This window comes from Micromonospora taraxaci (genome assembly GCF_007830095.1).
GTDB classification, from domain to species: domain Bacteria; phylum Actinomycetota; class Actinomycetes; order Mycobacteriales; family Micromonosporaceae; genus Micromonospora; species Micromonospora taraxaci.
In genome coordinates this window covers 4853273-4867669 of sequence record NZ_VIWZ01000001.1, presented here as the reverse complement: position 1 = coordinate 4867669, position 14397 = coordinate 4853273, and the positions used below count along the sequence as shown (strand labels likewise).

General features: G+C 73.5%; 11 protein-coding genes. 9 read left to right on the top strand and 2 right to left on the bottom strand.

What is annotated here, in order from left to right:
- Positions 1-5: 5 nt before the first annotated feature.
- Positions 6-1025, bottom strand: coding sequence for a helix-turn-helix domain-containing protein (locus tag FHU34_RS22005; RefSeq protein WP_145783536.1), 1020 nt, complete (start codon positions 1023-1025; stop codon positions 6-8).
- Positions 1026-1114: 89 nt separating this feature from the next.
- On the opposite strand from FHU34_RS22005, the gene recN reads away from it, so the two are divergent.
- The 9 genes from recN (at position 1115) to FHU34_RS21960 (ending at position 13819) form a co-directional block, all read left to right on the top strand.
- Positions 1115-2872: a DNA repair protein RecN gene (recN, locus tag FHU34_RS22000; RefSeq protein ID WP_145785738.1), complete on the top strand. Its 1758-nt coding sequence runs from the start codon at positions 1115-1117 to the stop codon at positions 2870-2872.
- Positions 2873-2991: 119 nt separating this feature from the next.
- Positions 2992-4170, top strand: a complete 1179-nt coding sequence (gene steA, locus FHU34_RS21995; RefSeq protein WP_088991766.1) for a putative cytokinetic ring protein SteA — start codon at positions 2992-2994, stop codon at positions 4168-4170.
- A gap of 27 nt (positions 4171-4197) precedes the next feature.
- A complete protein-coding gene (locus FHU34_RS21990; RefSeq protein WP_145783534.1) occupies positions 4198-5139 on the top strand; it encodes a copper transporter in 942 nt (313 codons plus the stop codon).
- A 73-nt stretch (positions 5140-5212) separates the two neighbouring features.
- Positions 5213-6079 (top strand): hypothetical protein, encoded by an 867-nt coding sequence (locus FHU34_RS21985; protein WP_145783532.1) that lies wholly within the window; start codon positions 5213-5215, stop codon positions 6077-6079.
- A 1-nt stretch (position 6080) separates the two neighbouring features.
- Positions 6081-7769, top strand: coding sequence for a murein biosynthesis integral membrane protein MurJ (murJ, locus tag FHU34_RS21980; protein ID WP_145783530.1), 1689 nt, complete (start codon positions 6081-6083; stop codon positions 7767-7769).
- The gene (locus FHU34_RS21975) at positions 7766-8935 is read left to right on the top strand and encodes a glycosyltransferase family 4 protein (RefSeq protein WP_145783527.1); all 1170 of its coding nucleotides are present in this window, start codon (positions 7766-7768) and stop codon (positions 8933-8935) included. Before murJ ends, FHU34_RS21975 begins: the two co-directional genes overlap by 4 nt.
- A complete protein-coding gene (locus FHU34_RS21970) occupies positions 8935-11313 on the top strand; it encodes a hypothetical protein (protein WP_244311791.1) in 2379 nt (792 codons plus the stop codon). Before FHU34_RS21975 ends, FHU34_RS21970 begins: the two co-directional genes overlap by 1 nt.
- Positions 11314-11465: 152 nt before the next feature.
- Positions 11466-13217, top strand: a complete 1752-nt coding sequence (locus FHU34_RS21965) for a CTP synthase (RefSeq protein ID WP_145783524.1) — start codon at positions 11466-11468, stop codon at positions 13215-13217.
- Positions 13214-13819, top strand: a complete 606-nt coding sequence (locus FHU34_RS21960; RefSeq protein WP_145783522.1) for an NUDIX domain-containing protein — start codon at positions 13214-13216, stop codon at positions 13817-13819. Before FHU34_RS21965 ends, FHU34_RS21960 begins: the two co-directional genes overlap by 4 nt.
- Before the next feature lie 88 nt (positions 13820-13907).
- On the opposite strand, the gene FHU34_RS21955 is transcribed toward FHU34_RS21960, so the two are convergent.
- Positions 13908-14249, bottom strand: a complete 342-nt coding sequence (locus tag FHU34_RS21955; RefSeq protein ID WP_425280583.1) for a TM2 domain-containing protein — start codon at positions 14247-14249, stop codon at positions 13908-13910.
- Positions 14250-14397: the final 148 nt, after the last annotated feature.

Sequence of the window (14397 nt, the reverse complement as noted above, 5' to 3'; positions counted from 1 at the left end):
CTCGGTCAGAGCCAGCCGCGTCGGGCGACCTGGAACGCCAGCCCGGGTCGGGTGTCCACCCCGGCGGCGGCCATCAGGTCGGCGATGCGTCGTTGCACGGTCCGGCGGCTCACCCCGAGCTGCGAGGCGATGGACTTGTCGGGGACGCCGGCCACGAACAGCGACAGCAGCCGTGCCTCGTCGGCGTCGGGCTGGTAGCCGTCGCCGGGACGGTCCTCGGGGTCCGGCCGCCGACCCTCGGTCGCGGCGACGGTGAGGGGATCGTCGAGGCGCAGTCGGGTGGCGACCCGCCAGTGGCTCTCGAAGAGGGCGAGCAGCGCGTCGAGCAGTTGGCTGCGGCCGATCACGGCGGCGCTCGGCTCCCCGCCGTCGCGGTCGGGCACCAACGGGCAGATGGCGGTGCTGGCGTCCACGATGGCCAGTCGGACGGGCAGCCGGTCGAGCACCCGGGCCTGCTCGCCGGCGGCGACGCCCTTGGCCAGGTCGGCCAAGGCTCCCGGTTCCAGCAGCAGGTCACGTTCGTAGATGGCGCGGTAGCTCACGCCGCGGGCCAGCGCGTCGAACTCCTCGACGTTCTCCGGGCCGGCCATGGCCAGGGGGTTGGCGCGGCAGAACCACAGCACCTCGGTACGCGCCGAGTTCTGCAGGTCGCGCAGGCGGTCGCGGAGAACCCGGGCTCCGACGATCACCTCGACGAGGTGGTCGACGTGGTGCCGGCGTAGCCCGGACCGGTACTCCTCGGCGAGTTGGGTGACCCGGCGTCGGGCGGCCTCCAGGTCCTCCTGGCGACGCAGGAGCGCCCCGCCGAGGGCGACGTCCGGGGCGGTCGGGCGCAGGGGCGCGTCCGGGTCGATGTCGGTGGGCTGTACCAGTCCCCTGGCGCGCAGCGCCTCGATCTGGGCGACGACCTGCTCGCGCGGTCGGTGCAGGCGGCGGGCGAGGTCGTCGACGCGCGCCGCGGTGAGCTGGAGCAGGCAGCGGTAGAGCTCCTCCTCAGCCGAGGTCAGGCCGATCACGTCCAACACGGGGCAGAACTGTACGTCGGCCGGGTGCCGGCCGTGCCGGGGCCCGTCGGCTGGTCAACTGTCGCCCCTCGCGTCTACTGTCGGTGGCTGTGCTGGAAGAGCTGCGTATCACCGGACTGGGCGTCATCGACGACACCACGCTGCCGTTGACCGGCGGGATGAACGTCATCACCGGCGAGACCGGTGCGGGCAAGACGATGGTGGTCACCGGCCTCGGCCTGCTCTTCGGTGGCCGGGCCGACGCCGGGCGGGTTCGTGCCCAACCCGGCCGGGCGGTGGTCGAGGGGCGGTTGCGTCTGGTCGGGCGGGTCGCCGACACCGTGCACGCGCGGATCACCGAGGCCGGTGGGGAGCCCGACGAGGACGGCTCGGTGCTGCTGAGCCGCACGGTGACGGTGGAGGGGCGCTCGCGTGCCCACGTCGGCGGTCGGAGCATGCCGGTGTCGATGCTCGGTGAGGTCGGCGAGCAGGCGGTCGCCGTGCACGGGCAGTCCGACCAGTTGCGGTTGCTGCGCCCGGCCGAACAGCGGGCCGCGTTGGACCGGTTCGCCGGCCCGGAGCACGAGAAGCTGCTCGACGCGTTGCGGGAGGCGTACACGGGGTGGCGGCGGGTGGTCGACGACCTGGCCGACCGGCGGCGCAACGCCCGCGAGCGCAACCAGGAGGCCGACCTGCTGCGGCTGGGGCTCGACGAGATCACCCGGGTGGATCCGCAGCCCGGTGAGGACGACGAGCTGAAGACCGAGGCGCAGCGGCTGGAGCACGCCGAGGGGCTGCGGACGGCCGCGCAGATCGCCCAGCAGTGTGTGGCGGGTGGCGCGGAGGCCACCGACGAGACACCGGACGCGGCGGCGTTGCTCGGCACCGCCCGGCGGACCCTGGAGGCGCAGGCGGGCACCGACCCGGCGCTGGGTGACCTGGCGTCGCGTCTGGAGGAGGCGGCGACGCTGGTCACCGACGTGTCGGCGGAGCTGTCGGCTTACCTGGCGACGCTCGACGCGGACCCGGCCCGGTTGCAGCACGTCTACGAGCGGCGGGCGGCGCTGCGCGCCCTGACCCGTAAGTACGCCGACGACGTCGACGGGGTGATCGCCTGGGCTGATCGGGCGCGGACGCGACTGTCCGACCTGGACACCTCCGACGATCTGCTGGACGAGTTGGAGCGGGAGGGTCAGCGGCTCGCGGTCGAGGTGGCGGACCTGGCCGGGCGGGTGTCGGCGTCCCGGCAGGAGGCGGCGTTGCGTTTCGCCGACCAGGTCACCGTGGAGCTGGCCGGGTTGGCCATGCCGCACGCGCGGATCGAGGTGGCGGTGCTGCCGCGGCCGGCGGGGCGTTCCGAGCCCACGTTGTCGGTCAACGGGGTCGAGGTGGGTGTCACGTCGGACGGCGGTGACGAGGTGGAGCTGCGGTTGCTGGCCCACCCTGGCGCGCCGTCGTTGCCGTTGCAGCGCGGGGCGTCCGGTGGTGAGTTGTCCCGGGTGATGCTGGCGATCGAGGTGGTGTTCGCCGGGTCGGGCGGGCCGCCCACGTTGGTCTTCGACGAGGTCGACGCGGGTGTGGGTGGTCAGGCGGCGGTGGAGATCGGCCGGCGGTTGGCCCGGTTGGCGCGTAGTCACCAGGTGTTGGTCGTCACGCACCTGCCGCAGGTGGCGGCGTTCGCCGACCGGCACCTGGTGGTGGCGAAGGACACCGGTGGTGCGGTGACGACCAGCGGCGTGCGGGTCGTGGAGGACACCGAGCGGGCTCGTGAGCTGGCCCGGATGTTGGCGGGTTTGCCGGATTCGGATCTGGGTATCGCTCACGCCGAGGAGCTTCTGGCCGTGGCCGCCAAGGAAAGGCGGTTGTGACGCCGCGTATTGTGAGCGCAAGCACACCGGCTTGTGCCGACGTGTGCTTCCCTGGGTAGGCGGCCCTGCTCAGGCATGTCGCGACAGAAAAGCCTGCCTCACATGCCAGGATGGTCACGATGCGTCTACCCACGTTGCGCCGGAACCGGAACCCCGAGCCGGGCAGAGTCCTCGGCACCGCGCGCCTTGATCGCCGGACGAAACGGCTGGTCGGCCGGCTGCGCCCCGGTGACATCGCGGTCATCGACCACGTCGACCTGGACCGGGTGGCGGCCGACTCGCTCGTCGCTGTCGGTGTCGGGGCGGTGCTCAACGCGAAGCCCTCGGTGTCCGGCCGTTACCCGAACCTCGGCCCGGAGGTGTTGATCGCCGCCGGCATTCCGCTCCTCGACGACCTCGGCGAGGGTGTCTTCGAGCGGATCCGCGAGGGCGACCAGGTCCGCATCGAGGGCAACACCGTCTTCGCCGGCGACGAGCCGGTGGCCCACGGCAGCCTGCAGGACGCCGAGTCGGTCGCCAAGGCGATGGCCGACGCCCGGGAGGGTCTGTCGGTGCAGTTGGAGGCGTTCGCCGCCAACACGATGGACTACCTGCGCCAGGAGCGCGACCTGCTGCTCGACGGTGTGGGCGTTCCGGACATCGAGACCCAGATGCAGGGTCGGCACTGCCTGATCGTGGTGCGCGGGTACGACTACAAGGCCGACCTGGACGTGCTGCGCCCGTACATCCGAGAGTTCAAGCCGGTGCTCATCGGCGTCGACGGCGGCGCGGACGCGCTGGTCGAGGCCGGGTACACCCCCGACATGATCATCGGGGACATGGATTCGGTCACCGACGACGTGCTGCGCTGCGGCGCCGAGGTGATCGTGCACGCGTACCCGGACGGGCGGGCGCCCGGCCTGCCCCGGGTCAACGGTCTCGGCGTCCCGGCGATCACCTTCCCGGCCGCGGCGACCAGCGAGGACCTGGCGATGCTGCTCGCCGACGAGAAGGGCGCCTCGCTGCTGGTCGCGGTCGGCACCCACGCCACCCTGGTCGAGTTCCTGGACAAGGGGCGCGGTGGCATGGCCTCGACGTTCCTGACCCGGCTCAAGGTCGGTGGCAAGCTGGTCGATGCCAAGGGTGTGAGCCGGCTCTACCGGCAGAGCATCTCCGGTTCGTCGTTGTTGTTGCTGGTGCTGTCGGCGATCGCGGCGATGGCGTCCGCGGTGGCCGTGTCGACAGTCGGGAAGGCGTACCTGGGCGTGGTCGCCGAGTGGTGGGACAATCTCGTGTTCCAGCTGTACCGGCTCTTCTAGTTCCCGACCGATCAAGAGGCTGCAAGCGTGATCAACTTCCGCTACCACGTGGTGTCCCTCACCGCGGTCTTCCTGGCTCTGGCGATCGGCTTGGTGGTCGGCACAGCCGCCCTCAACGGCCCGGTCGCCGACTCGCTCGAGGGACAGGTCACCGGGCTGCGTAAGGACAACCAGAACTGGCGCCAGCAGGTCAACAACATGGAGAAGCAGCTCGCGCTGGAGGAGGACTTCGCCGAGGAGATCTCGCAAGTCATCCTCCCCGGCACCCTGACCGGGCGCCGCGTGCTGGTGCTGACGCTGCCCAACGGGCGCGACCACACCGAGGGTGTGCTCAAGAAGCTCCAGCAGGCCGGCGCCACCCTCACCGGCCGGGTCGAGTTGCAGGACAAGTTCATCAACCCGGACAACAACACCAACCTGCTGGAGTTGGCCGTCACCGCCGCCCGCCCCACCGCGCAGACCACCGGCCTGCCCGGCAACGGGCACGGTGTGGAGACGTCCAGCGCGTTGCTGGCCAGCGTCCTGCTGGACCGTCCGCAGGGTGTCGCGCCGGTCAGTGACGCCGACCGGCGGGCGGTGCTCGCCGCCTACAACAACGCCGGCTACCTGACCACCGACAACAACAAGGTCACCGGCTCGGCGGAGGCGGTCGTGGTGGTCAGCGGCCAGCCGTACGTCGACAAGGACTCCGAGAAGCGGGACGAGTCGGTCGTCAAGATCGCCGAGCAGTTCGACCGCACCGGGTCGATCGTGGTGGCCGGGAAGGGCTCCGTCGGCGGCAACCTGGTGTCCGTGGTCCGTGGTGACCCGGTGCTCGCCCAGACCATCTCCACGGTCGACAACGCCAACACGGTGCAGGGTCAGCTGGTCACCAGCCTCGCCCTGGTGGAGCAGCTCACCGAGAAGAAGGCCGGGCAGTACGGCGTCGGCGACAACGCGCCGTCCCTGCTGCCTAGACTGCCCCAGTGAGCGAACGACGTACCCCGGTGTCCGTAAACGACGCGCGTGAGCTGGCGGGCCTGACGCGCAGCAGGGTGGCGGCATGAGGACGCTTGGTCGGCTGCTGCTCGTCGGCGCTGGCGCCGCGGCGGCCCGGTACGCGCTGCGCGAGGTCCGTACCTCGCCGGCCGGGCCGGCGTTGGAGCGCACCAACTTCCGGGGCCGCACGGTCAGCCTGGCCGCCGGGCCGGCGCTCGCCGCGGGCGCGGCGGCCGTCGGCGCGTTCGGTGCCACCAGCGGCCCGTCCGGTGGGGCGGCGCTGGTCGCCGGCCTCGGCGCGGGTGCCGTCGGCCTGTACGACGACGTGGTGGGCGCGCGGCCGGAGCAGAAGACGGCGAAGGGCTTCGCTGGTCACCTCGCCGCGCTGCGCGAGGGGCGGGTCACCGCCGGCCTGGTGAAGGTCGCCGGGGTGGGCGCCGCCGGCCTGGGCGCGGCCGCGCTGCTGGCCGCCGACCACCGGGTCGCGGCGCACCCGCGTCGGCAGCGCCACGGCGCGTTCGGCCGGGGCGTCGACGTGCTCCTCGGCGCCGGGGTCATCGCCGGCACGGCCAACCTGCTCAACCTGCTCGACCTGCGGCCGGGTCGGGCGATCAAGTCCGGGCTGCTGCTCGCCGCGCCGCTGGCCGGTGGCCCGCACGGCGGGATCGCCGCGGGTGCCGCCGGCGCCGCCGCCGGTCTGCTCCGCGACGACCTGGGCGAGGACGTGATGCTCGGCGACAGCGGCGCGAACGCTCTCGGGGCGCTGCTCGGTGTCGCGCTGGCCGCCCGTACCGGCCCGTTGGGCCGGGCCGGTCTGCTCGCGGTGCTCGCCGGGCTCACCGCCGCCAGCGAGAAGGTCAGCTTCACGGCGGTGATCCAGCGGACGCCGGGGCTACGCGAGCTCGACGCACTGGGCCGGCGCGCCGACTGACGTGACCCGACCGGCCCCCCTCGCCGGCGCCGGCCGGCTGGCCGGGGCAGCCGCGCTCATCGCCGTCCTCACCGTGGTCAGCCGGCTGGCCGGCTTCGGCCGTACCGCCCTGTTCACCTGGAGCCTCGGCAACACCGACCTCGGCGGCACCTATGTGGTGGCCAACGCGGTGCCGAACTTCATCTTCGAGATCGTCGCCGGCGGCGCGTTGGCCAGCCTCGTCGTACCGCTGCTGGCCGGCGCTGTCGCGGCCGGCGACCGGACGACGGTGGCCCGGACCACCGGCGCGCTGCTGACCTGGACGCTGGCCCTGCTGGTGCCGCTCGCGGTGCTGGTGGTGCTGCTCGCCGGGCCGGTGGTCGAGTCGCTCGGGCACCATCTGACCGCCGCCCAGCAGCAGAGCGGCGTCCGGATGTTGCGGGTCTTCGCACCGCAGCTGCCGCTGTACGGGGTGGGCATCGTGCTCACCGGGGTGCTGCAGGCGCATCGGCGCTTCGCCTGGCCGGTGCTCGCGCCGCTGCTGTCCAGCCTCACCGTGATCGTGGTCTACCTGGGGTTCACCGCGACGCAGGGGCGCAACGCGACGGTCGGCGGGGTGAGCCCGGGCGGTGAGCTGCTGTTGTCGGTCGGCACGACCCTCGGCGTGGTGGTACTGTCGTTGTCCCTGATCATCCCGGTCAGCCGGCTGCGCCTGGGGATGCGGCCGGGGTTCGGGTTCCCGGCCGACGCGCGGGCCCGGGTCGGTGGGTTGGCGGTGGCCGGCGCGGTCACCGTCACCACCCAGCAGATCGCCCTGATCGTCAGCCTGAACCAGGTCACCGCCGGCGCGCGGAGCAACCCGGGCGTCTACAACCTGGCGCAGACCGTCTACCTGTTGCCGTGGGCGGTGCTGGCGGTGCCGTTGGCGGTCGCGGCGTACCCGACGCTGGCGGCGGCGCGGGCCGCCGGTGACGAGGACACCTACCGGGCGACGCTGGCGCCGGCCGTGCGGGGGGTGCTGCTGTTCAGCTTCCTCGGCACCGCCGCGTTGATCGGCACCGCCGGGCCGGTCGGGCATTTCTTCTTCCCGGCGTCCACCGCGTCCACGGCCGCCGCAGCGATCATCGGGTACGCCCCCGGGCTGGTCGGTTACGGGCTCTTCGCGGTGCTCACCCGGGCGCTCTACGCCCGGGGGGAGACCCGGGCGGCGACGGCGGCCACCGCTGTGGGCTTCCTCGTGGTGCCGGCCGTCGTCGTGCTGTTCGGCGCGCTGCTGCCGCTGCGGGACCGGGTGTTCGCGGTCACGTCCGCCAATTCGGTGGGGATGCTGGTGCTCGGGGCGTTGCTGCTCCTGGCGGTGCGGCGCAGCGCCGGCCGGCCGGCGCTGGCCGGCGCGGCACGGGCCTCGGGCGCCGGTGCGCTGGCCGGTGTGCTCGCCGCGCTCGCCGGGTGGGGCCTCAGCCGCTGGCTCGACTCGTCGGGCGGCGGCACCCCGACGATGGCGGCGGCACTCGGTCAGGGCATGCTGTCCGGGGTTCTGGTTGGGGCGGTGTTCCTCGCCGTGGTCTGGTTCGTCGACCGGCGGGACGTAGCGCCACTGCTCGCCGGGGTGCTGCGGCGTCTGCGTCGACGCGGACCCCGGGGCGGCGGTCCGACGGCCGGTGCGGTCTCCCCGGAGCGGGGCGATGGGAAGGAGACGGCTGCGCGATGAGTGAGCCAGCTCTGTCCGCCGGGTGGTCGGGCACTGTCGCGTTGGTGCTCGCGTCCAGCACCGGCGGGGTCGGCCAGCATGTGCGGTCGGTGGCGCGTGGCTTCGTCGCCGGCGGTGCCACAGTCCTGGTCTGCGGGCCGGCAGCGACCCAGGAGCAGTTCGACTTCACCGGCGTCGGTGCGCGGTTCGAACCGGTGGAGATCCCGGCCAGCCCGACGCCCGCCGACGCCCGGGCGGTGCTCACCCTGCGTCGGGTGCTCACCACCTCCCGGGTCGACGTGGTGCACGCCCACGGCCTGCGCGCCGGGTTGGTCGCCGTGCTGGCCCGTCCCACCGCGCCACTGATCGTCACGTGGCACAACGCGGTGCTCGCGGGTGGCCTGCGCGGCGGGGTGTCCCGGCTCGTGGAACGGGTGGTGGCCCGGGGCGCGCGGGTGGCGCTGGGTGCCTCCGAGGACCTGGTGCGGCGGGCCGCCGCGCTGGGCGCCGCCGACGCCCGGCTCGCCCCGGTCGCCGCGCCGATGCTGCCCGCGCCGAGCCGACGCGCGGCGGCGGTCCGCGCCGAGTTCGGGGTTCGCCCGGACCAGCCGTTGATCCTGTCGGTGGGTCGGCTGCACCCGCAGAAGCGCTACGACGTGCTGATCGACGCGGCGGCCCGGTGGCGTACGCGTACCCCGCCGCCGGTCGTGGTGATCGCCGGCAGCGGACCGGCGTACCTGCCGTTGGCCGCGCGGACCTCCGCGGCCCGCGCCCCGGTGACCCTGCTGGGGCACCGCACCGACGTGGCCGACCTGCTCGCCGGCGCCGACCTCGCGGTGGTGACCAGCGACTGGGAGGCCCGGCAACTGTTCGCCCAGGAGGCGCTGCGCGCCGGCGTACCGCTGGTCGCGACCGCCGTCGGTGGGCTGCCGGACCTGGTCGGCGACGCCGCCACGCTGATCCCGGCGGGGGACGTCGACGCGGTCGATGCGGCGGTGCGGGCGCTGCTGGACGACCCGGCGGCCCGGGCCGAGCTGGGCCGTCGTGGCGCGCAGCGGGCGGCGACGTGGCCGACCGAGACGGACACCGTGGCCGTGCTGGCCGCCCTCTACGCCGAGCTGGCCGCGGACCGCGCCGGCCCGGCAGCCACCCCGGGCTCCGACGCCCCCAGAACGGGACACCGGTGATGCTGCGCCGAATCACCCCCGCCCTGCTGACCATCCTCGTGGTGTCGTTGGGCGTCGCCGCGCTCGCCGCCCGCCCGCCGCAGGACAGCCCGCGACGCACCGCCGACTTCGTGGTGCTTGCCGGGGTCGCGGGGCTGCGCTGGGAGGACGTGGACCCGCAGCGCACCCCGACGTTGTGGCGAATGGCCCAGGAGGGGTCGATCGGCTCACTGTCGGTGCGCTCCGCACACCGACCCACCTGCCCGGTGGACGGCTGGCTGACAGTGGGAGCGGGCAGCTTCGCCGCGTGGAACGGCAGCCGCTCGCCGGAGGGCTGCCCGACGGCCGGGGTGACCGTCGAACAACCGGACGGCATCGGCGCGAACCTGCCCGATCAGGAGAGCGTGGTCCAGTACAACCAGCAGCGCCTGCCGTGGGGCGCCCTGCCCGGCTCGCTGTCGGAGTCGGTGCGCTGCTCCGTCGCCGTGGGCCCGGGTGCGGCGGTGGCCGCCGCCCGACCGTTCGGCCGCGTCGACAGGTACGCCCCGGCGTTGCCCGCCGACCCTCGGCCGCTGCTCGGCGCCTGCGTGCTGAGCATCGTCGACCTGGGCACCGTCGAGGGGACCGACGCGGCGACCCGCGCCGAGGAGGCCAAGGCGGCGGACGCCCAACTGGCCCGGGTGCTGGCGGCCCGGCCACCGCGGTCGTTGGTGCTGGTCGCGGGGATCTCCGACACCGCCCAGCCGTCGCGGTTGCACGTGGCGGTCGCCGACGGGCCGGGCTGGGAGCGGGGGTGGCTCACCTCGGCCAGCACCGGCCGCGACGGCTACCTGCAACTGGTCGACCTCGCGCCGACCGCCCTCGCCGCGTTGGGCCGGCCGATGCCGGAGCGGCTCTTCCTCGGCCGTCCGGCGGTCAGCACCGGTGGTCGTCCCGCGGACCTGGCCGAGGCGATCGACGCACCGGCCGACGCCGATCGGGAGGCCGCAGCCCAGCGCGACGTCTCCGGGGTGTTCTTCACGGTGCTGGCCGGGGTGCAGGTGCTGCTGGCGCTGGGAATCCTGCCGTTGCTGCGCCGGGCCCGCCCGCACGCCGGGCCGACCGGCCCGAACCCCGTCTCCGGGCGGATCGTGGCGGTGGTGGAGCTGCTGCTCGTCGCCGTGGCGTTGACGGTGCCGGCGGCTTTGCTGGCCGACGCGGTGCCCTGGTGGCAGGGCGAGCACCCCGGGTGGATCTTCGCCGGGGTAACCGCGCTGCTGGTGGCGGCGGGCACCGCCGCGGTGCGGTTCGCCCCCGGGTACGCGGGCACCCTCGGCCCGCTCGGCGCGGTGGCCGGCCTCACCACACTGGTCGTCGGGCTGGACGTGCTCACCGGGGCCAGCCTGCAGCTCAACGGTGTGGTCGGCTACTCCGCGTTGCAGGGCGGCCGGTACTCCGGGCTGAGCACGGTGGGGCTGGGAGTGTTCCTGGCCGGGGCGTTGCTCGCCGGGGGTTGGCTCGCCCAACGGGTGCCCAGGGGTTGGCGGCCGGCGGTGACGGTGGCCGTGGGTGGGCTCGCCGTGGTGGTGGTCGGCAGCCCGTACCTGGGCGCCGACCCGGTCGGGGCGATCGCGCTCACCGCCGGGGTGAGCGTCGCCGCGGTGATCAGCGCCGGTGGCTGGTTGACGATCAGCCGGTTGGCGTGGGCCGCGATGGCCGCCCTGGCGGTGGGTATCGGTTTCGGTGTGGTGGACCTGCGTCGCCCGCCGGCGGAGCGGGGCAGCCTGGGGCGGTTCCTCTCTGCCCTCGGTGACGGCACCGGCGGGTTCACCGTGCACCGGTCCAGCACGGAGAACTTCGAGACGTTGGTCAACAGCCCGCTGACGGTGCTGGCGCTGACCGGCGGGTTGCTGGTGTGGTTCGCCCTGTTGCAGCCGTGGGGTGGGCTGATGCGGCTGTTCGGCATCTACCCGGCGGTCCGGGCCGCGTTGGCCGGGACGGTGGTCGCCGCGGTGCTCGGTGGTCTGCTCGACGGCGCGGCGCTGGACGTGATGGGCGCCGCCGCCGCGGTGGTGGTGCCGATGGCCGTCCTGGCGTCGCTGCGGGTGCTCGGGCACGCCGCGGACCGCACCCGCCCGGTCCCGGGCCGGTTCCGCGAGAGCGGCGCCGACGACGACTCGGGCTCCGGCGGGGTCGGCCCGACCGGTGGGGGTGACATCCCGACCGGCGGTGGGCCGTTGGGCGCGGCCCACCCCCGGCCGATCAGCGGCCCGCCCGCGAGCGCACCGGCGGCGGCCCCGGCCCCGGCTCCGGACGCCTCGACCGCAGGCTCCGACGACCCGGCGGAGCCGACAGCGGACGGGTCCGCCGTGGCACCCCGGCAGGCCACCCGATCATCGACCGAGGTTGCCGCTTCCTGAGCGCCGGATGACCCGCAGGTGTCGCAGCTGGGGTGCGGCCTGCGAGTAGCCGTCCGGGAGGTGTTACCGTCGAATCCCGTGGATCGCGTGATCACTTTGCTGATCAAGCACGGCGGTCTGCATGACCGCGACAGACGACACGGGAGCAGGCCTTGGCCCCATCAGCACGGACGACCAGGCACATTTTCGTCACCGGGGGCGTCGCCTCCTCGCTGGGTAAGGGCCTCACCGCCTCCAGCCTCGGCAACCTGCTGACCGCGCGCGGGCTGCGTGTGGTGATGCAGAAGCTCGACCCCTACCTGAACGTCGACCCGGGGACGATGAACCCGTTCCAGCACGGTGAGGTCTTCGTCACCGAGGACGGCGCGGAGACCGACCTCGACGTCGGGCACTACGAGCGCTTCCTCGACCGGGCGCTGTCCGGCAAGGCGAACGTCACCACCGGTCAGATCTACTCCGACGTGATCGCCAAGGAGCGGCGCGGGGAATACCTGGGCGACACCGTCCAGGTCATCCCGCACATCACCAACGAGATCAAGTCGCGGATCCTGGCGATGGCCGACCCGGACGAGGACGGTCAGCTCCCCGACGTGGTGATCACCGAGGTGGGTGGCACTGTCGGCGACATCGAGTCGCTGCCGTTTTTGGAGGCGATCCGTCAGGTCCGCCACGACCTCGGCCGGGACAACTGCTTCTACCTGCACGTCTCCCTGGTGCCGTACCTGGCGCCGTCGGGTGAGCTGAAGACCAAGCCGACCCAGCACTCGGTGGCGCAGCTGCGCAACATCGGTATCCAGCCGGACGCCATCGTGTTGCGCTGCGACCGGGAGATCCCGGTGAAGCTCAAGGAGAAGCTGTCGCTGTACTGCGACGTGGACGCCGAGGCGGTCGTCGCCGCACCGGACGCCCCGAGCATCTACGACATCCCGAAGGTGCTGCACCGCGAAGGGCTCGACGCGTACGTGGTGCGCCGGCTCGGCCTGTCCTTCCGGGACGTGGACTGGGCCAGCTGGGACGACCTGCTGGAGCGGGTGCACCGGCCCCGGCACACGGTCACCGTCGCGGTGGTCGGCAAGTACGTCGACCTGCCCGATGCGTACCTGTCGGTGAGCGAGGCGATCCGCGCGGCCGGCTTCGGTCACCGGGCCCGGGTGCAGCTCAAGTGGGTGCCCAGCGACGAGTGCGTCACCCCGGCCGGCGCGGCGGCGGCCCTGGCCGGCGTCGACGGTGTCCTCATCCCCGGTGGCTTCGGCGTCCGCGGCATCGAGGGCAAGATCGGCACCGCCCGGTACGCCCGGGAGAACGGCATCCCGCTGCTCGGCCTGTGCCTCGGCCTACAGTGCATGACCATCGAGGTGGCCCGTCACCTGGCCGGCCTGGACGGCGCGAACTCGGCGGAGTTCGACGAGAAGGCCGCGCACCCGGTGATCGCCACGATGGCCGACCAGGAGGACATCGTCGCCGGCAAGGGCGACCTGGGCGGCACCATGCGGCTCGGGGCGTACCCGGCGACGCTGACCGAGGGGTCGCTCGTCGCCGAGGCGTACGGCAGCACGGAGATCAGCGAGCGGCACCGGCACCGCTACGAGGTGAACAACGCCTACCGGGACGCGCTGACGAAGGCGGGTCTGCACATCTCCGGCACCTCCCCGGACGGCCGGTTGGTCGAGTTCGTGGAGTTGGACCGCAGTCTGCACCCGTTCTTCGTGGCCACCCAGGCGCACCCGGAGCTGAAGAGCCGCCCGACCCGCCCGCACCCGCTGTTCGCGTCGTTCGTCAAGGCCGCTGTGGCGTACTCGCAGGCCGACCAGTTGCCGGTCGACCTGGACGCGGCGGCGGACGCCCCGTCGGCGCGTAAGGCCGCCCGCAACGGCGCCGCGACGAAGGCCGCTTCGGCCTCGTGAGCGAGGTGGAGCACCACTACGAGGTGCGGTCCCGGCAGGAGCGGTACCGGGGGCGGATCTTCGACGTGGTCACCGAGGAGGTGACCATGCCCGGCGGCGGGACCGGGGTGCGTGACCTGGTGCGGCACGTCGGCGCGGTGGCCGTGGTGGCGCTCGACGACGCCGGTCAGGTGGTGCTGATCCGGCAGTACCGGCACCCGGTCGGGCGGCACCTGTGGGAGCTGCCTGCCGGGCTGATGGACGTCTCCGGTGAGGAGTTGCCGTCGGCCGCGTTGCGGGAGCTGGCCGAGGAGGCCGACCTCACCGCCGGGCAGGTCGACGTGCTGGTCGACCTGCACAGCTCGCCCGGGTTCACCAACGAGGTGGTGCGGGTCTTCCTGGCCCGCGACATCGCCGACGTGCCGGCCGACGAGCGCCACGAGCGCCACGACGAGGAGGCCGACCTCCAGGTCGTCCGGATCGACCTGGATGAGGCCGTCGCGATGGTCCTGGCCGGTGAGATCACCAACGCGTCCGCGGTGGCCGGGCTGCTCGCCGCCGCCCGCTCCCGGGACACCGGTTGGTCGACGTTGCGTCGGGCGGACGCGCCGCTGCCCCGCTGAGCAGCGCCGCCGGTGCGCACCGGCGAGGGAGTACGACGACAGGGGCCCCGCGGTCAGCCGCGGGGCCCCGGTTTGCTGTCGGGCTGGTTCAGGATTCGCGCAGCGGACGGCCCTGTGCGTCGGTGCCGCCGTTCACCAGGATGAGGATTCCGTCGATGACGCCCCAGAGGGCGCCGAAGCCGCAGGTCACCACGCTCACGACGAGCTGGAGAACGGCGATCTTGGTGTGTCCGGTGTAGAACCGACCGGCACCGAAGGTGCCCAGCAGGATGCCGAGGATGCCCGCGACGATCTTGCTCTTGTCGGAGACGCCCTGCGGGTACCCCGGCTGGGGGTACCCGGGCTGGTAAGGAGGAGTGGTCATGGGCGGACACACTAGTGATCCACTTGCCCGCTGTCCGCAGCGCCACCCGACAGATGGGACGATGATGGCCGAACACTGTCCTGACGGCTGAGGCGACCATCCGCCGCAGAGCCCGGTTCGGTGCCCTGACAGATCGTCAGGACACTCGGGCACCGGATGTCACTGTGCTGGCTCTCGGCGGCGCGGGGCGCGCCTAGACTGCCGCCGGCGGGAC

Bases quoted from the DNA above. Each gene is read 5' to 3' on its own strand.
- steA (WP_088991766.1), top strand. From the start codon at position 2,992: ATGCGTCTACCCACGTTGCGCCGGAACCGGAACCCCGAGCCGGGCAGA.
- FHU34_RS21985 (WP_145783532.1), top strand. From the start codon at position 5,213: ATGAGGACGCTTGGTCGGCTGCTGCTCGTCGGCGCTGGCGCCGCGGCG.
- FHU34_RS21975 (WP_145783527.1), top strand. From the start codon at position 7,766: ATGAGTGAGCCAGCTCTGTCCGCCGGGTGGTCGGGCACTGTCGCGTTG.
- FHU34_RS21970 (WP_244311791.1), top strand. From the start codon at position 8,935: ATGCTGCGCCGAATCACCCCCGCCCTGCTGACCATCCTCGTGGTGTCG.